General features: G+C 61.0%; 23 protein-coding genes, 1 other RNA gene and 1 pseudogene. 13 read left to right on the top strand and 12 right to left on the bottom strand.

Going from position 1 to position 19,288, the window contains the following annotated elements:
• Window positions 1-41: 41 nt before the first annotated feature.
• Window positions 42-2,066, top strand: a complete 2,025-nt coding sequence (locus NKI85_RS01295) for a DUF3857 domain-containing protein (RefSeq protein ID WP_352775413.1) — start codon at window positions 42-44, stop codon at window positions 2,064-2,066.
• Window positions 2,067-2,192: 126 nt separating this feature from the next.
• Here NKI85_RS01295 and NKI85_RS01290 read toward each other — a convergent pair whose 3' ends face one another.
• A complete protein-coding gene (locus NKI85_RS01290; RefSeq protein WP_352522883.1) occupies window positions 2,193-3,995 on the bottom strand; it encodes an ABC transporter transmembrane domain-containing protein in 1,803 nt (600 codons plus the stop codon).
• Between the two features lie 204 nt (window positions 3,996-4,199).
• On the opposite strand from NKI85_RS01290, the gene rpmE reads away from it, so the two are divergent.
• A complete protein-coding gene (gene rpmE, locus NKI85_RS01285) occupies window positions 4,200-4,421 on the top strand; it encodes a 50S ribosomal protein L31 (protein ID WP_006327661.1) in 222 nt (73 codons plus the stop codon).
• Between the two features lie 67 nt (window positions 4,422-4,488).
• On the opposite strand, the gene NKI85_RS01280 is transcribed toward rpmE, so the two are convergent.
• Window positions 4,489-5,130 carry a TetR/AcrR family transcriptional regulator gene (locus NKI85_RS01280; protein WP_352522884.1) on the bottom strand — a complete coding sequence of 214 codons (642 nt, stop codon included), beginning with the start codon at window positions 5,128-5,130 and terminating at the stop codon, window positions 4,489-4,491.
• Between the two features lie 177 nt (window positions 5,131-5,307).
• Between NKI85_RS01280 and NKI85_RS01275 the strand changes: the two genes are divergently transcribed.
• On the top strand, window positions 5,308-5,787 hold the full coding sequence (locus NKI85_RS01275) for an anthrone oxygenase family protein (RefSeq protein WP_352522885.1): 480 nt from the start codon (window positions 5,308-5,310) through the stop codon (window positions 5,785-5,787).
• Window positions 5,788-5,814: 27 nt separating this feature from the next.
• On the opposite strand, the gene NKI85_RS01270 is transcribed toward NKI85_RS01275, so the two are convergent.
• From NKI85_RS01270 to NKI85_RS01260, 3 genes are all read right to left on the bottom strand, one after another.
• The gene (locus NKI85_RS01270; RefSeq protein ID WP_352522886.1) at window positions 5,815-6,141 is read right to left on the bottom strand and encodes an Rdx family protein; all 327 of its coding nucleotides are present in this window, start codon (window positions 6,139-6,141) and stop codon (window positions 5,815-5,817) included.
• Window positions 6,138-6,887 carry a YebC/PmpR family DNA-binding transcriptional regulator gene (locus NKI85_RS01265; RefSeq protein WP_352522887.1) on the bottom strand — a complete coding sequence of 250 codons (750 nt, stop codon included), beginning with the start codon at window positions 6,885-6,887 and terminating at the stop codon, window positions 6,138-6,140. The genes NKI85_RS01270 and NKI85_RS01265 overlap by 4 nt, the downstream gene beginning before the upstream one ends.
• 234 nt (window positions 6,888-7,121) lie before the next feature.
• Window positions 7,122-7,445, bottom strand: a complete 324-nt coding sequence (locus NKI85_RS01260) for an ArsR/SmtB family transcription factor (RefSeq protein WP_352522888.1) — start codon at window positions 7,443-7,445, stop codon at window positions 7,122-7,124.
• Window positions 7,446-7,496: 51 nt separating this feature from the next.
• Here NKI85_RS01260 and NKI85_RS01255 point away from each other — a divergent pair, with 51 nt between their 5' ends.
• The 3 genes from NKI85_RS01255 to NKI85_RS01245 are packed head-to-tail and all read left to right on the top strand — an operon-like array spanning window position 7,497 to window position 8,858.
• Complete coding sequence (locus NKI85_RS01255; RefSeq protein WP_352522889.1) at window positions 7,497-7,979, top strand: SRPBCC domain-containing protein; 483 nt, start codon at window positions 7,497-7,499, stop codon at window positions 7,977-7,979.
• Window positions 7,980-7,995: 16 nt separating this feature from the next.
• Window positions 7,996-8,358, top strand: coding sequence for a VOC family protein (locus NKI85_RS01250; protein WP_352522890.1), 363 nt, complete (start codon window positions 7,996-7,998; stop codon window positions 8,356-8,358).
• Window positions 8,359-8,390: 32 nt separating this feature from the next.
• Window positions 8,391-8,858: an SRPBCC family protein gene (locus tag NKI85_RS01245; protein ID WP_352522891.1), complete on the top strand. Its 468-nt coding sequence runs from the start codon at window positions 8,391-8,393 to the stop codon at window positions 8,856-8,858.
• Between the two features lie 31 nt (window positions 8,859-8,889).
• On the opposite strand, the gene NKI85_RS01240 is transcribed toward NKI85_RS01245, so the two are convergent.
• The 4 genes from NKI85_RS01240 to ssrS all read right to left on the bottom strand — a co-directional run bounded on the left by NKI85_RS01240 (window position 8,890) and on the right by ssrS (window position 11,385).
• On the bottom strand, window positions 8,890-9,657 hold the full coding sequence (locus NKI85_RS01240; protein WP_352522892.1) for a TerC family protein: 768 nt from the start codon (window positions 9,655-9,657) through the stop codon (window positions 8,890-8,892).
• A 70-nt stretch (window positions 9,658-9,727) separates the two neighbouring features.
• The gene (locus NKI85_RS01235) at window positions 9,728-10,552 is read right to left on the bottom strand and encodes a TIGR00282 family metallophosphoesterase (RefSeq protein ID WP_023678036.1); all 825 of its coding nucleotides are present in this window, start codon (window positions 10,550-10,552) and stop codon (window positions 9,728-9,730) included.
• Between the two features lie 8 nt (window positions 10,553-10,560).
• Window positions 10,561-11,148, bottom strand: a complete 588-nt coding sequence (locus NKI85_RS01230) for a 5-formyltetrahydrofolate cyclo-ligase (protein WP_352775408.1) — start codon at window positions 11,146-11,148, stop codon at window positions 10,561-10,563.
• A gap of 81 nt (window positions 11,149-11,229) precedes the next feature.
• A non-coding RNA gene (gene ssrS, locus NKI85_RS01225) (6S RNA) lies at window positions 11,230-11,385 on the bottom strand.
• A gap of 175 nt (window positions 11,386-11,560) precedes the next feature.
• On the opposite strand from ssrS, the gene NKI85_RS01220 reads away from it, so the two are divergent.
• The 5 genes from NKI85_RS01220 (at window position 11,561) to msrB (ending at window position 15,507) form a co-directional block, all read left to right on the top strand.
• Window positions 11,561-12,400, top strand: a complete 840-nt coding sequence (locus tag NKI85_RS01220; RefSeq protein ID WP_352775406.1) for an AAA family ATPase — start codon at window positions 11,561-11,563, stop codon at window positions 12,398-12,400.
• A 116-nt stretch (window positions 12,401-12,516) separates the two neighbouring features.
• A complete protein-coding gene (locus tag NKI85_RS01215; protein ID WP_352775404.1) occupies window positions 12,517-12,963 on the top strand; it encodes a GNAT family N-acetyltransferase in 447 nt (148 codons plus the stop codon).
• A gap of 8 nt (window positions 12,964-12,971) precedes the next feature.
• On the top strand, window positions 12,972-14,162 hold the full coding sequence (locus tag NKI85_RS01210) for a vWA domain-containing protein (RefSeq protein WP_352775402.1): 1,191 nt from the start codon (window positions 12,972-12,974) through the stop codon (window positions 14,160-14,162).
• A gap of 32 nt (window positions 14,163-14,194) precedes the next feature.
• Window positions 14,195-14,992, top strand: a complete 798-nt coding sequence (locus NKI85_RS01205) for an MBL fold metallo-hydrolase (RefSeq protein WP_352775399.1) — start codon at window positions 14,195-14,197, stop codon at window positions 14,990-14,992.
• A 110-nt stretch (window positions 14,993-15,102) separates the two neighbouring features.
• A complete protein-coding gene (msrB, locus tag NKI85_RS01200; protein ID WP_352775396.1) occupies window positions 15,103-15,507 on the top strand; it encodes a peptide-methionine (R)-S-oxide reductase MsrB in 405 nt (134 codons plus the stop codon).
• Window positions 15,508-15,510: 3 nt separating this feature from the next.
• On the opposite strand, the gene NKI85_RS01195 is transcribed toward msrB, so the two are convergent.
• The 3 genes and pseudogenes from NKI85_RS01195 to NKI85_RS01185 all read right to left on the bottom strand — a co-directional run.
• The gene (locus NKI85_RS01195) at window positions 15,511-15,825 is read right to left on the bottom strand and encodes a hypothetical protein (RefSeq protein WP_352522899.1); all 315 of its coding nucleotides are present in this window, start codon (window positions 15,823-15,825) and stop codon (window positions 15,511-15,513) included.
• Between the two features lie 71 nt (window positions 15,826-15,896).
• Window positions 15,897-16,337: a hypothetical protein gene (locus NKI85_RS01190; protein WP_352775392.1), complete on the bottom strand. Its 441-nt coding sequence runs from the start codon at window positions 16,335-16,337 to the stop codon at window positions 15,897-15,899.
• A gap of 62 nt (window positions 16,338-16,399) precedes the next feature.
• A pseudogene (locus NKI85_RS01185) lies at window positions 16,400-16,558 on the bottom strand (DUF2312 domain-containing protein); the annotation flags it as partial.
• Window positions 16,559-17,364: 806 nt separating this feature from the next.
• Here NKI85_RS01185 and NKI85_RS01180 point away from each other — a divergent pair.
• Both NKI85_RS01180 and NKI85_RS01175 read left to right on the top strand, forming a co-directional pair.
• Window positions 17,365-18,225, top strand: a complete 861-nt coding sequence (locus NKI85_RS01180; protein WP_352775389.1) for an ion channel — start codon at window positions 17,365-17,367, stop codon at window positions 18,223-18,225.
• A complete protein-coding gene (locus tag NKI85_RS01175) occupies window positions 18,177-19,202 on the top strand; it encodes a hypothetical protein (protein WP_352775387.1) in 1,026 nt (341 codons plus the stop codon). Before NKI85_RS01180 ends, NKI85_RS01175 begins: the two co-directional genes overlap by 49 nt.
• Window positions 19,203-19,288 lie beyond the last annotated feature (86 nt).

Below are 19,288 nucleotides of genomic sequence, written 5' to 3'. Positions count from 1 at the left end.
TGGTATTTTTCATCTTATTGATCGGCCTGAGTTCTCCCGCCATGTCCGACGACATGGTTCTCAAGGGTCCGGCAGAAAGCTGGGTAAAGCAGGTTGATATTCCGGCTGCCGATCCCACCCGATCGGATCAAATCAAGAATGGCGTTTCATGGCTGCTCTCGGACGATCAGATCAAGTATCGCGCCGGCGGCTATGTCGAGTACTCGCGCACCGTCTATAAAATCGTCGACCGTCCCGGCCTCGATCGGGGCGCAAGTATCGATCTGCAGTTCGATCCGTCCCGGCACAAGGTTACGCTCAACCATCTTCACATCATCCGCGATGGCGCCGTTTTGGACCGGCTGGGAGACGTCGAATTCGATATCTTCCGCAGGGAAAGAGACGCCGAGAAAGGCGTCTTCGATGGCTGGCTGACGGCCCATGTCAACATCGATGACGTGCGCGCCGGCGACATCGTCGACTACGGATCGACCTATGAGATAACGCCGCTCGTCGGTAAGGATCTTTTCTTCAAGAACTTCTCCGCCGAATGGGAAGAGCCGGTGGCGCTGATCCGCACAAGCATCATTTGGCCTTCGGGCCAGCCGCTCGAGATCAAGGCAAGGGGAACCCAACTCAAACCTGCGATCTCCTCGACAGGGCCGGACACGACCTATCTGTGGGAAATTCCAAATCCGAAACCGGTCAATGTCGAAGAAAACCTGCCCGTGACGTATCCAGGCTGGGGCTCTATCGATGTTGCGTCGACCGCGAATTGGCAAAGTGTGGTCGATGCTGTTGCGCCCTATTACAAGCCAGCGACCGTTTTTCCCTCGGCATTCGCCGCAAAGCTTGACGACATCGCTCTCCGGCATCCAGTGCCCGAAGACCGGATGGTCGAGACAATGCGATTGGTACAGGGCCAGATCCGTTATGTAAGCCTGTCGATGGGTGCCGGCTCCCACATTCCGCGTGACCCCGCGACGGTCATCCTTAGCGGGTTTGGTGACTGCAAGGACAAGGCACTGCTGCTCGTTTCTTCGCTTGTGCGGCTTGGCATTGCTGCCGAGGTTGCCTTGGCCGACCTCGACGAGGGGCGGGCCCTGGACCAGCATCTGCCGGCGGTTCGCGATTTCGACCATGCCATCGTCAAGGCAAGGATCGGAACAAAGACATATTGGCTGGACGCCACGAACTATCTTCAGGGAGGCAAGGCGCACAATCTCGCGCAGCCCGACTACGGCTTCGCGCTGCCGCTTTCCAGCACCGGCGGATTGGAGAAGATGCCGAGTCCGGAGCTTACCAGCCCATCGATCCAGATCGCGGAGGAATTCGACTTTCCGCGGAAACCGGGCGATCCCCTCGTGCTGACGGTCTTCTCGACATATGAGGACGCCGATGCCGATTGGATGCGCGGCAACTTGGCCAGCCGGTCACTGAGCGAGGTGTCGGACACCTACCTGAAATATTACAACAAGCAATATCCGGGGATCCAAACCGTCGCCAAGCCGGAAGTCGTGGATCGCCGCGACGGCAACATAGTGAGCGTGAAGGAAAGTTATCGCTTGCCGGCGGAGGCGCTGGCGGCCAACGATCTGGCAAAGAATTTTCCGATCCGCGCGGCCGATCTCGGCAACTCTCTTGCAACCCCGACAATCGTCCGCCGTACCGGGCCTATCTCCCTCGGCTCCCGGCTCTACCGGCGTCACAAGGTGACCGTGCGCAACCTCAAGGCGAGGTTCTCCGGTGAGTCGATGAGAAACATCGTGACGCCCTACATGTCGCTCAAGGTGTCCTGGTCCAACACACCTACCCAATTTCAGGTTGAATGGAACTTTCAGACGCTGGCGACTGAAGTGCCGGCCAAGGCGATCGCCGACTACCTGAAAACCGTCGATGACGTCGCAGACGAAATACGGTGGCAGTACGATTTTACCTATGAAGAGCCGCCAGCCAATGTGCAACTCAGCGATCCAGCTAAGGAGCAGCGACAGGCCATCGCCAGCATGCTTTTGTTGTCGTTGCTTGTCGGCGTTCCACTGTTCATCGCCTATCGACGCGGTAAACGCCGAGCTTTCGGTAGCTGAAGAATCTCGGCGGCCGCTGGGGACCATGACCCCGAAAAGTGGATGCCGGTTTTCGGAAAAGATCATGGTCAAACAAGAAGATGGAGCCTCATCCCGATTTCATCGGGATGGAACAGGCTAGCGATGCTACTCCGCCGCGCCCCTGAAAGCATTCGCCCCGCTTTCGAACTGCAGCTTGGCCAGCCGCGCATAGATGCCGCCCTTGGCGACCAGGCTCTGATGCGTGCCTTCCTCGACGATGCGGCCGCCATCCATGACCAGGATGCGATCGGCTTTCAGCACTGTTGCCAGCCGATGGGCGATGACGATCGTGGTGCGGCCCTGCATCAGCCGGTCCAGCGCCGTCTGCACCAGCGTCTCGCTTTCGGCATCTAGTGCCGAGGTCGCCTCGTCGAGCAGAAGGATCGGCGCATCGCGCAAAATGGCGCGGGCGATCGCCACACGCTGGCGCTGGCCGCCCGACAGCGTCACGCCGCGCTCGCCGACCTGGCTGTCATAGCCCTTTTCGAGCCTCAGGATGAACTCGTCGGCAAGCGCGTCCTTCGCCGCCGCCTCGATCTCGGCCTGGCTGGCACCCGGCCGGCCAAAGCCGATATTGTCGCGCGCGCTCGCCGCAAAGATGGTGACGTCCTGCGGCACGATGGCGATGCGCGCGCGGATCGCGGCCGGATCGCCCTCGCGCAAATCGACGCCGTCGATGACGATCCTGCCGGCCTCCGGATCGTAGAAGCGCAGAAGTAGCGAAAAGACTGTGCTCTTGCCGGCGCCCGACGGCCCGACGATCGCCACCGTCTCGCCGGGTTTGACCTGAAAGCTCAGGCCGTGGACGGCGGCGCGGTCGGGCCGGGCCGGATAGGAGAAGGAGACATCGTCGAAGCTGATTGCGCCTCTCGCTTTCGCCGGCAGCGGTTTCGGATCGGTGGGCGCCTGGATCGCGGGCTTTTCGGCCAGGATCTCGGTCAGCCGTTCGGCAGCGCCCGCTGCCTGGGCAAGTTCGCCCCAGACTTCCGAAAGGGCGCCGAGCGCCCCGGCGGCGAACACCGAATAGAGCAGGAATTGGCCGAGCGTGCCCGGCGACAACGTACCCTCGAGCACGTCGCGCGAGCCGAACCAAAGCACCGCCACCACCGAGGAAAAGATCATGAAGATGGCGAAGAAGGTGAGAAAGGAGCGAGCAAAGATCGAGGCCCGCGCCGCTTCGAACGCTGCTTCCACGGCGGATGAAAAATACCCGGTGACAAGCTTCTCGTTGGTGAAGGCCTGCAGGGTGCGCACCGCGCCTATCTGCTCGCTGGCATAGGCGGTGGCATTGGCCAGCGTGTCCTGTGCCAGTCGTGACTTCCGCCGCACCGAGCGGCCGAAGGCGACCAGCGGCAGCACGATCACCGGAATAGCTGCGATGACCAGGCCGGACAGCTTTGGGCTGGTGAAGACCATCATCGCCACGGCGCCGAGGCCGAGGATGACGTTGCGCAGCGCCACCGAGGCGGTAGCACCGACCGCCGATTTGACCTGTGTCGTGTCGGCGGCGAGCCGCGAGACGATCTCGCCCGACTGGGCCGTGTCGAAGAAGGAGGGCGACAGTGTCGTGACGTGGGCAAAGACATCGCGGCGGATATCGGCAACGACGCGCTCGCCCAGCGTGATGACGAAATAGTAGCGGCTGGCTGACGCCGCCGCCAGCACGGCGGCCATCACCACCAGCATGGCGAAATATTCGGCAATGAAGCTGGAATCCGAAGCGGAAAAGCCGTGGTCTATCATCCGCCGCACGGCCAGCGGCAGCGCCAGCGTCGTCGCCGCCGCGACGGCCAGCGAGACGATCGCGCCGATGACCATTTTGCGGTAATGGGTGATGTAGGGAAACAGGCGCTGCAGCGGTCTCAGCGAGCGCCTGCGCTCGTCTGCATCGCCGCTGATGTTCGCCATGACCGTTTCCTTTGGCCCTTTGGGGTTTGCGCGATCAATATGCGCTTGCCGCGGCCTTGTGATTCAATTCCGGCTGATGTATAGGCTCGCCGACCGTTTTAGAAGCCGTGGCTCCTCAATAGCTGCGGCTTCGAGTTTTAAAAAGGGGCGCATCGACGCAGGCTTTAGCCCGTCGGCAGCACCCGGCAAGCCAGGAACAGAACCATGAAGACCGACATCCATCCCGACTACCACACCATCAAGGTCGTCATGACCGACGGCACCGAATACATGACCCGTTCGACCTGGGGCAAGGAAGGCGATACGATGAACCTCGATATCGACCCGACCACCCATCCGGCCTGGACCGGCGGCCAGCAGACCCTGCTCGACCGCGGCGGCCGCCTGTCGAAGTTCAAGAAGCGCTTCGAAGGTTTCGGCCTTTAAGCCAAGCGATCTTTCGTACATCGAAAACCCGCCGTCGAGGCGGGTTTTTTGTTGCCGGGGTGCGGCCCTACCGGTCCACCAGTTCCCGCAGCGCCATCCGCTTGTAGGCGGCAACCAGCCTGTCGCCCTCTTGCCGCTCGACCGAGATCGCCAGCCGCATGGTGGCCTCGCCCATCTGCCAGATAAGAAACGCCGTCGTTTCCAGCGCCGCCGGATCGGCAGACGGCCGCAGCTTTTTCAGCACGGCGGTGAGGAATTCGGCGTTGGCCCGGCTGTCGGCAAGTTCGAGGTCGCGCAGCGCCTTATCGGCCTGCGTGCCCGACCAGATGTCGCGCATCACCGGCTCCGCCAGGAACAGCGCGTAATAGGTATCCACCAGTTCCGAAAACGCCCTGCATAGGCCTTCGGCGTCACTGACCTCCGCCAGTGCCGCCGCAATGCAGGCCTGGCTCTCTGCGGTATAGCGCTCGGCCAGCGCCCAGATGATCGCCCGCTTGTCCGGCAAGAACTGATAGAGCGAGCCGATCGACACGCCGGCTCTCTTCGCCACCTCGCCCATGCGCATCGCGTCGCTGCCTTGCTCGGCGATCAGTGCCGAGGCGGCGGCCAGCATCCGCTCGACCCGCTCGCGGCTGCGCTGCTGGCTTGGCGTCCGGCGCGGCGATGCGATCTGGCCATCCTGTGAACCCGATACGGTCGAGCCTTCCATCACTGTCTCCAGGCGAATTGGCCAACAATTGGCTTGACTCGTAAAATACGAGGGTTTATCACGTTTTGCAAATATGAGGATTACTCACGTTTGCGGGCAAGGAAATCGGTCGCGCCCCAAAAGACTTTTCCGCTTATGCAATCGAAACCACCTCAACCGGCATCTGGAGCAACTGACATGATCATGAAACTGCTTCCCACCCTCACCTTCGTCGCTGCCCTTGGTTCAGGCATCGTCGGCGGTGTTTTCTTCGCCTTTTCCAGCTTCGTCATGCCGGGCCTCGCCCGCATGCCGGCCGCGGGCGGCATCGCCGCCATGAATTCGATCAACGTCACTGCGGTGACGCCGATGTTCATGACCGCACTTTTCGGCACCGGGCTGGTGTGTCTTGTCCTCGCCGCAGGCGCTCTTATCGGCTTGAGCCAACCGGGTGCGTTCTGGCTTCTCGCCGGCGCCCTGATCTATCTCGTCGGCAACCCGATCGTGACGATGATCTTCAACGTGCCGCTCAACAACGCCTTGGCTGCCGTCGATCCGGCCAGCGCCAATGGCGCCGCTATGTGGACCACCTATCTCAGGGACTGGGTGATGTGGAACCATGTCCGCACCATCACCGCCATCGCCGCGCTGGGCTGTTTCATCATGGCATGGCGGTGAATGCAGGGGCAGAAATGTGAACGACCCTCAGGCAGGGTCTTTTGACGTGGGATCTTTTGACTTGTGGCTCTTGCGATCGGCATGGCCGAGATCGCGATCCGGATCGATTACGTCGCGAACCAGTTGCTTGAGCTTTGCGGCATCGGGAAAGCCGCCGTCACGCTTGCGGTCCCAGACCAGCGTGTCATTACAGGAAATGGTGAAGATGCCGCCGGTGCCGGGCACCAGCGCCACTTCGCCGAGATCCGTGCCGAAGGTCGACAGCAGCTCCTGCGCCATCCAGCCGGCCCTGAGCAGCCACTGGCACTGCGTGCAATAGGTGATGCGGACCTGGGGCAGCGCCTGTTCGGTCATGCCGCGCTGAGCTTCGCCAAGGTCTCCTCGTCGACCTCGAAATTGGCGTAGACGCTCTGCACGTCGTCGTCGTCCTCGAGCGTCGCGACCAGCTTCATCAGCGATTGTGCCCGCTCCTCGTCGACCGCGATATTGGTCTGCGGCTTCCAGATCGGCTTCACCGATTCAGCCTCGCCGAGCGCGCCTTCCAGCGCCTTCGACACTTCGCCGAGATTCTCGAAGGCGCAGTAGATCGTGTGGCCTTCCTCGTCCGACTGGACGTCGTCGGCACGGGCCTCGATCGCCGCATCCATCACCTTCTCGGCGCTGCCAGCCGCTACCGGATAGTAGATCTCGCCGACGCGGTCCCACATGAACGACACCGAGCCGGTCTCGCCCATCGCCCCGCCGGCCTTGGTGAAGGCAGCGCGCACATTCGACGCGGAGCGGTTGCGGTTGTCGGTCAGCGCCTCGACGATCAGCGCGACGCCGCCCGGCCCGTACCCTTCGTAGCGCACGGCTTCGTAAGTCTCGGCATCGCCCATCGACGCCTTGTTAATGGCGCGCTGGATATTGTCCTTCGGCATCGACACCGCCTTGGCGTTCTGCACGGCAAGGCGCAGGCGTGGGTTCATCGATGGATCGGGCGTGCCGCTCTTGGCCGCGACGGTGATTTCGCGCGCCAGCTTGGAAAACATTTTCGATCGCACCGCATCCTGGCGGCCCTTGCGATGCATGATGTTCTTGAACTGTGAATGGCCAGCCATGGCACCCCTGTCGTCTTCTCGGCTAGAGCATCTGCGGCCTAGTGAACCACCCGGCGTCTTGCAAAATGCTCGAATTCAAAATTTCAGAACGTCCTGCTGCGTCCGGACGGACGTACGACGCTCTATATCGGAATGGCCGGCTTATAGATAAATCGGCTCAATTCGTCCAGCGGCGCCGTGGCGGAGGACGCGTGAGGGTTTTGAGACCCGAAAATGGCAGGCTTCGGCGGCCGTTCATCCCTCCAGATCGGATTTCAGCCGGTCGAGGATGCTGATCGCATGCGTGGCATATTGGCTGATCCAGCGGTCGTGGATGTGCTTGATCGGCAGCGCGTTGAGATGGTTCCAGCGCTCGCGGCCCTCGCGGCGCACCACAACCAGGTCGGCCTCCTCCAGCACCTTCAGATGCAGCATGACCGTGCAGCGGTCCATGTCGGGGAAGGCATCGCACAACATGCCGGTGGTCTGCGGCGCATTCTTCAGCTGGTCCAGCAACTCACGCCGGCGCGGATGCGCCAGCGCCTTGAAAACATTGTCGTCCTGCGATCGGCTTGACATGTTATATTTATATAACTTATCATTGATCCATTCAAGGAAGGAGCTGTGGATATGTCTCTTGGATTCAGAGTTTCGGGGCGCATCGGCAAGCCGGTCGCCGAAGTCTTCGACGCAGTCGTCAACCCGAAGAAACTCAGCTTCTATTTCACTACCATCGGCGGCGCCAGCGCGCCGCTGGTAGCGGGCGCCGGTGTTGTCTGGTGGGGCAAGGTTCCCGTCGAGGTCGACGAGGTGGTCAGGGACAGCCGCATCGTGCTGCGCTGGGACGCTACCGACGCCGACGGCAAGCCGGCCTACAAGACCCGCATCGAGATGAATTTCGAACCGCTCGACGACGGTGGCACCTTCGTCACCATCGCTGAGACCGGCTGGCAGGAGGACGCCGTCGGCCTGAAGAAGTCCTACCTCAATTGCGAGGGCTGGTCGCAGATGCTGGCCTGCTTGAAGGCCTATGTCGAATACGGCATCAATTTGCGCGACGGCTATTACCGCAGCGAGATGAAGGGCGAGCCGGCCAACGAGACCAATATCTGAGAGCAATGGAGCCAAAATGACCGCGAAGATCACCGGCGGCATCAACATCGCGATGAAAGTCCCGCCGCATCAATACCAGGCAACGATCGCCTTCTATCGCGACGTCATCGGCCTGAAGCCATTCACGACCAAAGCGCCTGCCATCGGCTTCGAACTCGGTCCCAATCGGCTGTGGATCGACGAGGCGCTGATGATGAGCCAGGCCGAGATCTGGCTGGAACTGTTCACCGAGGATTTTCCGGCTGCTGCGGAGCATCTCGCCAAGGCCGGCGTCGTGCGCTGCGACGCCATCGAAGCACTGGGTGAAGGCTTCCGCGGCGGCTGGATCACCAACCCGGCCAACATCATTCACCTCGTGCGCGAACCCGATGCCTGGTGAACAGGCGGCGTCTTCATGAAAAGGAGCACGATATGGAAATCCGTGAAACACCGACCGCCGAAGCCGGCATGCTGATAAGGCGGCCGGTCGCCGAAGTGTTCGAAGCCTTCATTGACCCCGCGATCACGACGAAATTCTGGTTCACCCATGGCAGCGACAGGCTGGACAGCGGCAACAAAGTTCGCTGGGAATGGCGCATGTATGGCGTCTCGACGGCGGTGATGGTCAGCGAGATCGTACCGAACGAGAAGATCGTCATGCAATGGAGCGATCCGCCGACCACTGTGGTGTGGACTTTTACCGAGATGCCGGGCGGAACGACCTTTGTCGAGGTTCGCAATTTCGGCTTTGCCGGCAGCGGCGACGAGCAAGTCAACCAGGCGATCGGCTCGACCGATGGCTTTGCGCTGGTGCTCGCCGGCGCCAAGGCGTGGCTCGAGCACGGCCTGACGCTTGGCCTGATCAGCGACCGTCATCCGAAAGGCGTGTCGGCGGCTTAGAACGCGCGGCTCTCAGGGATGCCTGCCATCCTCAGTGCCCGCCACCGGACTTTGCCTTCTTCCGCCGCCGCGCCAACATGTTGAGTCCTTCGACCAGTGCCGAAAAACCCATCGCCGCGTAGATGTAGCCCTTGGGTACATGGTAGCCCATGCCGTCGGCGATCAGCGTCATGCCGATCATCAGCAGGAAGCCGAGCGCCAGCATGACGATGCTGGGGTTCTTGGCGATGAAATCGGCCAGCGGCCCGGCCGCCAGCATCATCACGCTCACCGCCACGATCACCGCGATGTACATGATCGCGATTTCGTCGGTCATGCCGACCGCGGTGATGATCGAGTCGATCGAGAAGACGAGGTCGAGCAGCAGGATCTGAAAGATCGCGCCGGCCAGCGAAAGCTGCAGAGTCTCGCCCATCATCGTGTCCTGGTGATCTTCGAGATCGACCGTGTGGTGGATCTCCTTGGTCGCCTTCCAGACGAGGAACAGGCCGCCGGCGATCAGGATCAGGTCGCGCCAGGAAAAGCCATGGCCGAAAGCGGTGAATATCGGCGTCGTCAGCTGGACGATGATCGAGATGGTGGCAAGCAGGATCAGCCGCATCATCAGCGCGGCGGAGATGCCGAGCCGTCGGGCGCGCGCGCGCTGCGCCTCCGGCAATTTGTTGGTGAGGATCGAGATGAAGATCAGATTGTCGATGCCGAGCACGACCTCCAGCACGATCAGCGTCAGCAGCGCGACCCATGCGGTCGGATCTGAGACAAAGGCGAAATGCGGCGCCAGGAATTCGACTAGCTGCATGGAGGTCGTCCCCTCTACGATCTAGAGCAGTTTCGCCGGCAATTGGGTATTGCAAGCGCCTGTATCAATGTCACGACCAGAAGGATGGAGCCGTTTCTTCCAGCCGCGGTCCGCGGCGAAACGGCGCGATCCGTTCGGTCAGGCCGCTACGATCGGAAATGTCGACGCCAACGCCGCACAATGTCGCCGGTCCGGTCGACGCCTCGAAGCGGCCTTTCGGCACCTTGGATAAAAACCGGTTGAGCGGCTCCTCCTTGTCCATGCCGAGCGAGGAATCATAATCGCCGCACATGCCGGCATCGGAAATATAACCCGTGCCGCCATTGAGGATCTGGTGGTCACCAGTCGGCTGATGCGTGTGGGTGCCGACGACAAGGCTGGCACGACCGTCGACGAAATGGGCGAAGCACATTTTTTCCGAGGTCGCTTCGGCATGGAAATCGATGACGATCGCATCGGCCTGCTCGCCGAGCGGACAAGCGGCAAGTTCGCGCTCGCCGGCCTGGAACGGGTCGTCGAGCTCGGGATGCATAAACACCCGGCCCATGATGTTGGCGACCAGCACGCGCGCGCCGTTCCTGGCGATGTAGACGCCTGAGCCGCGCCCTGGCGTACCCTTCGGGAAGTTGGAGGGACGCAGGAAGCGCTCTTCGCGCGGCGCGAAAATCAGCGCGTCGCGCTGGTCCCAGACATGATTGCCGGTGGTGACGACGTCGGCGCCAGCCGAGATCGTCTCGCGAAAAATCTCCTCGGTGATGCCGAAGCCGCCGGCGGCGTTCTCGCCATTGACGATGACGAAGTCGAGTTTGAAATCCGAGATCAGGCCGGGCAGTTGTTCCCACACCGCCGTCCGTCCCGTTTTGCCGACCATGTCGCCGAGGAAGAGAAGTCTCATTCCTCCATCTACAATTCTGGCGCGAAGCGGCGCAACCCGCTCTCGGTGAGTATTTCCGGAAGGATCATGTCATGCGGCTCGTCCGGCACCAGGGCCACCTCCTGGCAGTCGAAGGCGATACCGATCAGCCGCAACTGCTGCCCCTTGTCGACCAGCCGCGCGATCGCCCGGTCGTAATAGCCGGCGCCATAGCCGATGCGGTGGCCGCGCGCATCGAAGGCGGCAAGCGGCACCAGCATCACCTGGGGATCGAGCACCTCGGCTTCGTCATGCGGCCCGACGGTGCCGAAGCCCATGTCGATCATCGGCGCGCCGCGCACCAGTTCGCGAAAGACGATGGTGCTCTTGTCCAGAATGGCCGGCAGGCAGAGCCTTGCCCCCTTCTCGCGCAAGGCAAACATCAGCGGCCGGACGTCGACTTCCGAACGCATCGGCCAGAAGCCGGAGACGATCTGGCCCGGCTCGATCGTCATCCGGTCGCGCGCCGTCTCGGCCATTTCCAGCGCCGCCTCCACCCGCCAGAACGGATCGAGCGCATCGCGGCGCCCGAGTGCTTCGTTGCGGAGATTTTTTTTCAGGTCTTTTGGGGAGGTCATGGAGCCAGGATAGAAAAGTCGGATCTGGGACGAAGGTTCGGGAACGACGTTTTCTACCGCTTGGTCCGCTGAAAATGTAAGTGACGATCCACACAACCGGTGGAGAGAGCGATCCCGGGAACCTACAAAGTAGGTGGGCGCCGTATGAGAAAACCCACGGGTCTTCCCAGGGACAGCTCCCTAGGGATCATTAAGGCCCCGGGGAAAATGTTCTCCTGCCGGGAAGCGCAGACCGTCATCCACCAATATAGGCAGACGGCAGACCAAGCGCCAGAGAGATGACATGCTTGGAGACTTAATTCGACGCAATTAGTGAAGCCGGCGCAAGACCTCACCAAGCGTATGCCGGCAGCAGCGGCTTGCACAGCCAAGGCCGCGTCCTTAGGGTCGCGCGATGAACCCGGGAGCAAAAATGCGTTTCGAAGGCACGGCAGCCTATGTTGCCGACAAGGATCTGATGGTGGCGGTCAACGCGGCGATCGCGCTGGAGCGGCCATTGCTGGTCAAGGGCGAGCCCGGCACCGGCAAGACCGAACTTGCGAGGCAAGTGGCGGCGGGGCTCGGCCTGGAGCTGATCGAATGGCACGTCAAGTCGACGACAAGAGCCCAGCAGGGCCTCTATGAATATGATGCCGTCTCGCGGCTGCGCGACAGCCAGCTCGGCGACGATCGCTTCAACGACATCCGCAATTACATCAAGCGCGGCAAATTATGGGACGCCTTCGCCGCCGGCAAGAAGGTCGTGCTTCTGATCGACGAGATCGACAAGGCCGATATCGAGTTCCCCAACGATTTGTTGCAGGAACTCGACCGGATGGAGTTCTTCGTCTACGAGACCGGCGAGACAATCCGCGCCACCGTGCGGCCGATCGTCATCATTACCTCTAACAACGAGAAGGAATTGCCGGACGCTTTCCTGCGCCGCTGCTTTTTCCACTACATCCGCTTTCCCGACGTCGACACGCTGCACAGAATTGTCGACGTGCACTATCCCGGCATCAAGCAGAACCTCGTGCGAGCAGCACTGACCCAGTTCTACGAGATCCGCGACGTGCCGGGCCTGAAGAAGAAGCCGTCGACCTCCGAGGCGCTGGACTGGATCCGCCTGCTGGTCGCCGACGACATCGCGCCCGAGGACCTGCGCGCCGATCCGAAAAACGCGCTGCCCAAGCTGCACGGCGCGTTGTTGAAGAACGAACAGGACGTGCATCTGTTCGAGCGCCTGGCCTTCATGGCGAGACGGCAAGGGTAAGAAGCGATCCGCTATGGGCCGACGAAAGCCACCGGACAGCGCTTTCCCGTTGCTGGACTGTTGCCGCCCGCCGGGCATCGAGGCAGCTTCGGGCCCGAAGCTTCGGAGGAAACGAAATGACCGAGATCACCGTCCGCCCGCTGGCGCAGTCCGACCACGCCGACTGGCAACGGCTGTGGACCGCCTATCTCACCTTCTACGAAACCAAGCTGCCGGAAGAGGTCTATGCCGTCACCTGGAAACGGCTGTTCACGGAAGGTGAGTTTGAGCCGAAGGGCTTCATCGCCACGCTCGACGGCAAGGCGGTCGGCCTGACGCACTATCTCTACCATCGCTCCTGCTGGTCGCAGATAAACAACTGCTATCTGCAGGACCTGTTCGCCGACCCGGATGTGCGCGGCAAGGGCGTCGGCGCCGCGCTGATCGAGGCGGTCAAGCAGGAAGCCGGCAAGATCGGCGTCAAGAACGTCTACTGGATGACCCACGAGACCAACACCACCGCGCGCAAGCTCTACGACCGGGTCGCGCGGCGCACCGGCTTCATCGAGTACGATCTGCTGTAGACGGCGCGATGTTCATTCCCTTCTTCCTCGAACTGAAGGCAGCGCGGGTTCCGGTCTCGCTCCGCGAATATCTGTCGCTGCTGGAAGGCCTGGAAGCCGGGCTGGTCGACTATGATGTCGAGGGTTTTTACTATCTCGCCCGCACCGCCCTGGTGAAGGACGAGCGGCACATCGACCGCTTCGACCAGGTCTTTTCGCACATCTTCAAGGGCGTCGAAGCGCTGGCTGGCGAAAACGCAGTCGATGTCGAAAACATCCCGGAGGAATGGCTGCGGCGGCTCGCCGAGAAGCACCTGAGTGACGAGGAGAAAAAGCTGGTCGAGGCGCTGGGCGGCTTCGAAAAGCTGATGGAAACGCTGAAAAAGCGGCTGGAGGAGCAGAAGGGGCGGCATCAGGGCGGCTCGAAATGGATCGGCACCGGCGGTACCTCGCCCTTCGGCGGCTATGGTTACAATCCCGAAGGTGTGCGCATCGGCCAGCACGAAAGCCGCAATCGCCGGGCGGTGAAAGTCTGGGACAAGCGCGAATTCAGGAATTTCGACGATGCCGTCGAGCTCGGCACCCGCAACATCAAGATCGCGCTGAAGCGCCTGCGCCGCTGGGTGCGCGAAGGCGCCGAGGAAGAATTCGACCTGCCAGGCACCATCCACGCCACCGCCGAGCATGGTTATCTTGACGTTAAGACACGACCCGAACGGCGCAATGCCGTGAAGCTGCTGATGTTCTTCGATGTCGGCGGCTCGATGGACGACCACATCAGGAGCGTCGAGGAGCTGTTTTCGGCCGCCCGCGCCGAGTTCCGCCAGCTCGAATATTTCTATTTCCACAACTGCCTTTACGAAGGCGTGTGGAAGGACAATCGCCGCCGCCACGCAGAGGTGATTCCGACCTTCGATCTCCTGCATAAATACGGCCCCGACTACAAGGTGATCGTCGTCGGCGATGCCTCGATGAGCCCCTATGAGATCGCCCATCCCGGCGGCTCGGTCGAGCATTGGAACAAGGAGGCCGGGGCCGTCTGGCTCCGCCGGCTGCTGCAGCAATGGCCAAACGCGATATGGCTCAATCCCGAAAGCGAAAAGCACTGGGATTTTACCCATTCGATTGCGATGATCCGCGATATTTTTGACGGCCGCATGTTTCCGCTGACACTCGCCGGGCTCGAAGTCGCGACGAGGCAGCTATCGAGAAAGCACTGAATGGATTTTCGGCACGCAAGACAGGAAGGCCGATGACCTGTTTCCTTTGCCTGCAATGTGGTGTTCAGTTTGCGGCAACAGCGACGCCGCCGGACCATTGCCCGATCTGCGAGGACGAGCGGCAATATGTGCGCTGGGAGGGCCAGGCCTGGACCACGCCGGAAGAGATCGCCGCCGGTCATCGGCTCGTGATCAAAAATGATGCCGGCGTGCTCGCCTTCGGCATCGAACCGCGCTTCGCCATCGGCCAGCGGGCATTGCTGGCGCAAACGCCGCACGGCAATGTGCTGTGGGACTGCATTTCGATGGTCAGCGACGAGACGGTGGCCGAGATCAACCGACGGGGCGGCCTGGCCGCGATCGCCATTTCCCACTGCCATTATTATTCGGCAATGGCCGAGTGGAGCGAGGCGTTTGGCGGCGTGCCGATCTATCTGCACGCCGACGATCGTAAGTGGATCATGCGGCCGCATCCGGCTGTTATCAGTTGGGAAGGCGAGACGCGCGCGCTAAATCCCTCGCTGACGCTCATCCGCTGCGGCGGCCACTTTGCCGGCGGCCAGGTGCTGCACTGGAAGCGCGACGGCGGCAACGCCATCCTGGCCGGCGACATCGTGCAGGTGACGCCGACTCGCCGTCACGTGAGCTTCATGTACAGCTATCCAAACTACATCCCGCTCAACGCGGCGAAAGTGCTCGGCTTCAAGGCTGCGCTGGAGCCTTTCGAGTTCGACCATATCTACGGCGCATGGTGGAACCAGAACATCATCGGAGATGCAAAAACGGCATTTGCAGCTTCGGTTGCTCGATATCTCGCTGCGATCGCTTGAGGAATTCTTCGCGGCATCGAAAATACGGGCAAACGCCATAACGAACGCCTATTTTAAGCGAACTTGGGAAAGCAACCCAAACGGCGGCACAAGCTGAAGAGGCAAATAAGATGGATAGCCACACCTACCCCGTCATGCGCACCGATGCAGAATGGCGCGCGCGGCTGACCCCGGAGCAATATGCGGTGATGCGCAACCACGGCACCGAGCGGCCGGGAAGCTGCGCCCTGCTGCACGAGAAGCGCGCCGGCACCTTTTCCTGTGTCGGTTGTGACCAGCCCCTGTTTGAATCCAAGCTGAAGTTCGAGAGCGGCACCGGCTGGCCGAGCTTCAACGATCCTGTGCCGGGTTCGGTCGAGACCACCGTCGACCGCAGCTACGGCATGGTTCGCACCGAATGCCATTGCGCCCGTTGCGGCAGCCATCTCGGCCACGTCTTCGAGGACGGCCCGCCGCCGACCGGCCTGCGCTATTGCATCAACGGCGTGGCGCTCAAATTCGAGCCGGCCGCCTGATCGTCAAACCACGACCACCACGATCAGCCACAACGTGGCGCCAAGCGTCATCAGCGACGCCTTGGCGCCAGCTGAGCTTCCGGCAGTCCGCCAAACGGCAAAGGTTAGGAAGATGTTGTAGGGCACCGGCGCGAAATGCACCGCCAGCACAAGGGCAAGCGGCAACTTCAACCCGAGCAGAATGAGCGCCGCCACCGATGACGCGATGTTGATCGCTGTGCCGACAACGACCAGGTCGCGCCAGAACAGCCGATCGAGCGGCACGCCGCCCAGCCAGCGTGAGCGGAAGAAGGCGGCAACGCGCGATATGATCGTCATCGATCCACCGGCTCCCTCGCTCTGCTCACCAGAGCGACCCTTCCATAAGGATTGCGTTTAGAAACCCTGCTTTATTCCTGACCCAGAACTTCGGCAATTGCGCGCTCGAAACGCCAGGCTTCCGTCACCAGCCAGTCGGCCATCGCCGGCCAATTGTCCTCGGCAAAACAATTCACCCGCCATAGCGAATTGATGCCCAGCCCTTGCAAGCACTGGTCTGGCCTGAGTTTCAGCCTGTCTTCGATCGCCGGCTGGAAAGGCCGCAGCCGTGCCCAGACATCGGTAGCGCCAAGCTTCTCGTTGCGGCCGAAAAACACACCGACGACATTCTCAGCCGGCGCGACATACATGGAAATGACCAGATCGAAGTCCGGCAGCCCGCGCTGCCAGAACCAGGGCCCGCGTTTTGCCCGGCGAACCAGTTCCTCGGGATGCCGCTCTGCGAAAAGGGTCCAGAAGCCGCGCTGCCGGAATTCCGAGGCGCGGTGGGCGCCGAAGTCGAATTCACTCATGGGCCGGAATCCATGGCTGGAACCGCTTCTCCCGGAACCGTGTTCGGCGCCGAGTCTGGCCTTTACACCATTCCAAGCGCCGCCTTGTAGAGGTCGAGGATGGTTTCCTCTTCCTGCCGCTCGGCCTGGTCCTTCTTGCGCAGCCGGATGATCGACCGCATCGCCTTGGTGTCGAATCCGGTGCCCTTGGCCTCGGCGAACACTTCCTTGATATCGTCGTTTTCACACATTCCACAATATGCATGAGATGATCCCGATAGACGGAATGGAAGCTGTCGGGGGCGGCGCGCTTTCCACATTGCGCTGTAGCCGACCCCGACAGCGCCTCCAGCTAGGCGCCCGGACCTGGCCCCACTTCGGGGCCGGGCTTTGAGGGCCCCACCTCTGCAGCGGTCTCACACGCAGTGAGTTTCCCAAAAAAACTGTGTCGAGGATTGAACCGCGTCGCCGAAAGCTGAACAGAATTAGCCGCCTTGGAAATAGCATCCCAAATGTGGTGACTCCGTCCGGCAGGTGGCAGTGTTTCAGCGGTGAGACGGTGTCGGCGGCACCTACAAATGGGCTTGGGGGGAAAATATACACTGAACGGTGGAGCCCTTGCGTCGCCAGCTTTGCTGGCAGCGATGGGCTGAAGGGCACGGGCGGGGATCACGGCGATCGTCTAGATCGCGGCGAAGACCCGTGCATCACGCCGTTCGCAAGCCGTGACCCAGAGGCACCCTTCGCTCGAAGCACTGCGAACCGCTACTTCGCACGCCAAAACGCTGCTTCGACCCTCTGCCGACTTCCTGGCTGACGTTAGCGTGAGGCAAACCCTCACTGATGCTTACCGATCGGGCATCTTTTCCGCGAACCGGGCAACTCGTGCGATGCCATAAAGTAGTATCGCGCCGCCATGGCCTTTATTTATTTGAACGCACTTCATCCTACCGGTTGCGGCTTGGATTGGATGCGGTTACGCATCTACTATGAACTGGGAAGGCGCCTCCCGCGCCATTCAACAGCGGAACGCTCGGTCGGAGGAGACTTGCTCACCAACCTGTTCAGGCTTGACGGGACGCCGACCACTATCGGTCAGGGAGATCCTGCTCCGGCAATGTCGCCAGGTAATGTCGTAGCCAACGTCGTATTCGTGAACGAGTCTTGGACAGCGCCGGCCAAGAAGGTTCGCGAAGTTACGTTTAGGGGAGTTGCATTTCCAAAGTCGATCTCACGCGCTACTTTTACCGACTGCAGTTTTGAGGACTGCCTCTTTCTCGGAACTAGTTTTAGTGAGGTAGAATTTCATGGTTGCGCCTTCATCAATTGTAATCTTTGGAAGGCTCGGTTTGAGCAGGTCTATCTCGATCCCGACAGCATCGTTCTCGAGGCTAGATTCAAAGTCGAAGCGGCTAATGTGGGGGTCTCGGTTTTCCAAGCGCTGCTGGCCAATTTCGCCGAAGAGCGGCAGGACGAATTCTACATGCAGGCGGACATTCGCTTCCGGCGCTGGAAACGGTATCAGATCTGGGCTGATCTGAGACGCAAGCGCCTAACCCGATTCAAGGCGTGGACCAAGTGGTTGGCCAGCATTACCTATGAGGGGCTGGCTGGATTTGGGTACCGACCGGTCCGATTCTTCGTATGGACAGTACTCCTCTTCACCGCCGTCTCCTGTATCAACTACAAAGTTATTGGTGATACAGTGGCCGTGAACGGCGCCAGCGTTGCACAAGCGTCATTCGTTGACGCGATGTTTTACACATTCTCCGTCCTAACGGTGCTCGGTTTCTCTTCGATTGTGCCGACTGGCGAATTCTCGAAGATGATAACCGTGTTCGAGGCACTAGCAGCGATCGGATGGTTGGGTATTTTTACCTCCGTGCTCGTGAAGAGGTTTCTCCGTTGACACCGCACCGTGTTGCCGTCAGCGGCGCGTCGGCTGAGGCTATCTTCGGCTCGACCTCACGTGGCGATAATGACGTTCTGAGCGACCGCGATATCCTAATCGTCGACGACAACGTCCAAGCGCTCCGGTATTGGTCGCAGAAACTCGAAGAAGACGGCTGGTCGGTCGCGTCTTACACCTTTGCGAAACTCGAAGCACTTTCGCGCATGGGCGCGCTTTTCATCCAGCACCTCAAGCTTGAAGCCAGTATTATTGCAGACAGGGACGGCCGGTTATCGTCACTCCTGCGCTCATTCGAGCCGCGACGTGACTACAGCCGAGAACTCGCAGAAAATTGCCGACTCGCGGCGTTGGCGGGTGAGGTTCCGCCGGGATCACGCGGTGCCCTGCTTGCCGCCGATATCCTCTACGTGGCCACCCGAAATCATGGCGTACTGCTGCTGGCCGAGCGCGGGATTCATTGTTACTCGTACTCCGTTTTAATATGCGCTCTGGAGGACGAGCGTCTGATCCCCGCGGGCACGTCCCGTGACCTCGCCAGTTTGCGTTTTCTCAAGTGTCTTTATCGCGAAGGCGAGGCGGCGCATGGTGAACACATTCCAGAAGCGCTGGATCGAGCGCTAGCAGCGCTGCAGGCATATCAATTCCCTAGGCGGATGCGGCAGGTGGCACCTTCAGCGATTGTGCACGGACCAGCACCCAAGGAGCCTGCTTTCGCTTACCTTCATTTGCGCGACCTTGAGCGACGCCTGGTAGCTCTTAAGTCCGCCTATCCCGAGATCACCTTTGACAGCGATCTCGCCCGCCTCTCCTCTTGGATCGCTAACCCTCGCGCTTACTCAGCCCTGTCAGAACGAATAGCTCCCCGACTGCGGAATAAGATCGAAAATCTGCTTCGCGCCACGTCGGCCAGCCTCGATCCGAACAACCCAACCGCGAATCCGGAACCGGCCATAGTCAGCATTGGTAAAGGCTGAGGCGGCGAACCGTCGATCAGTGCCGCGCCCGCAGGCTGCCCATTCACGCTCGTTTCCTTCCCTGAGCCACGAAGCGGCGGTGATGA

The organism is Mesorhizobium sp. M0571, from assembly GCF_040320985.1.
Lineage (GTDB): Bacteria > Pseudomonadota > Alphaproteobacteria > Rhizobiales > Rhizobiaceae > Mesorhizobium.
The sequence above is the reverse complement of the archived record's forward strand: the minus strand, read 5'-3'. Positions and strand labels throughout refer to the sequence as shown.

Bases quoted from the DNA above. Each gene is read 5' to 3' on its own strand.
- NKI85_RS01245 (WP_352522891.1), top strand. From the start codon at position 8,391: ATGGAAATCCGTGAAACACCGACCGCCGAAGCCGGCATGCTGATAAGG.
- NKI85_RS01220 (WP_352775406.1), top strand. From the start codon at position 11,561: ATGCGTTTCGAAGGCACGGCAGCCTATGTTGCCGACAAGGATCTGATG.
- NKI85_RS01240 (WP_352522892.1), bottom strand. From the start codon at position 9,657: ATGCAGCTAGTCGAATTCCTGGCGCCGCATTTCGCCTTTGTCTCAGAT.
- NKI85_RS01205 (WP_352775399.1), top strand. From the start codon at position 14,195: ATGACCTGTTTCCTTTGCCTGCAATGTGGTGTTCAGTTTGCGGCAACA.
- NKI85_RS01280 (WP_352522884.1), bottom strand. From the start codon at position 5,130: ATGGAAGGCTCGACCGTATCGGGTTCACAGGATGGCCAGATCGCATCG.
- NKI85_RS01175 (WP_352775387.1), top strand. From the start codon at position 18,177: ATGGTTGGGTATTTTTACCTCCGTGCTCGTGAAGAGGTTTCTCCGTTG.
- NKI85_RS01270 (WP_352522886.1), bottom strand. From the start codon at position 6,141: ATGACCGAACAGGCGCTGCCCCAGGTCCGCATCACCTATTGCACGCAG.
- NKI85_RS01290 (WP_352522883.1), bottom strand. From the start codon at position 3,995: ATGGCGAACATCAGCGGCGATGCAGACGAGCGCAGGCGCTCGCTGAGA.
- NKI85_RS01195 (WP_352522899.1), bottom strand. From the start codon at position 15,825: ATGACGATCATATCGCGCGTTGCCGCCTTCTTCCGCTCACGCTGGCTG.
- NKI85_RS01190 (WP_352775392.1), bottom strand. From the start codon at position 16,337: ATGAGTGAATTCGACTTCGGCGCCCACCGCGCCTCGGAATTCCGGCAG.
- NKI85_RS01235 (WP_023678036.1), bottom strand. From the start codon at position 10,552: ATGAGACTTCTCTTCCTCGGCGACATGGTCGGCAAAACGGGACGGACG.
- NKI85_RS01275 (WP_352522885.1), top strand. From the start codon at position 5,308: ATGATCATGAAACTGCTTCCCACCCTCACCTTCGTCGCTGCCCTTGGT.
- NKI85_RS01260 (WP_352522888.1), bottom strand. From the start codon at position 7,445: ATGTCAAGCCGATCGCAGGACGACAATGTTTTCAAGGCGCTGGCGCAT.
- msrB (WP_352775396.1), top strand. From the start codon at position 15,103: ATGGATAGCCACACCTACCCCGTCATGCGCACCGATGCAGAATGGCGC.
- rpmE (WP_006327661.1), top strand. From the start codon at position 4,200: ATGAAGACCGACATCCATCCCGACTACCACACCATCAAGGTCGTCATG.
- NKI85_RS01255 (WP_352522889.1), top strand. From the start codon at position 7,497: ATGTCTCTTGGATTCAGAGTTTCGGGGCGCATCGGCAAGCCGGTCGCC.
- NKI85_RS01230 (WP_352775408.1), bottom strand. From the start codon at position 11,148: ATGACCTCCCCAAAAGACCTGAAAAAAAATCTCCGCAACGAAGCACTC.
- NKI85_RS01265 (WP_352522887.1), bottom strand. From the start codon at position 6,887: ATGGCTGGCCATTCACAGTTCAAGAACATCATGCATCGCAAGGGCCGC.
- NKI85_RS01250 (WP_352522890.1), top strand. From the start codon at position 7,996: ATGACCGCGAAGATCACCGGCGGCATCAACATCGCGATGAAAGTCCCG.
- NKI85_RS01215 (WP_352775404.1), top strand. From the start codon at position 12,517: ATGACCGAGATCACCGTCCGCCCGCTGGCGCAGTCCGACCACGCCGAC.
- NKI85_RS01210 (WP_352775402.1), top strand. From the start codon at position 12,972: ATGTTCATTCCCTTCTTCCTCGAACTGAAGGCAGCGCGGGTTCCGGTC.
- NKI85_RS01295 (WP_352775413.1), top strand. From the start codon at position 42: ATGTCCGACGACATGGTTCTCAAGGGTCCGGCAGAAAGCTGGGTAAAG.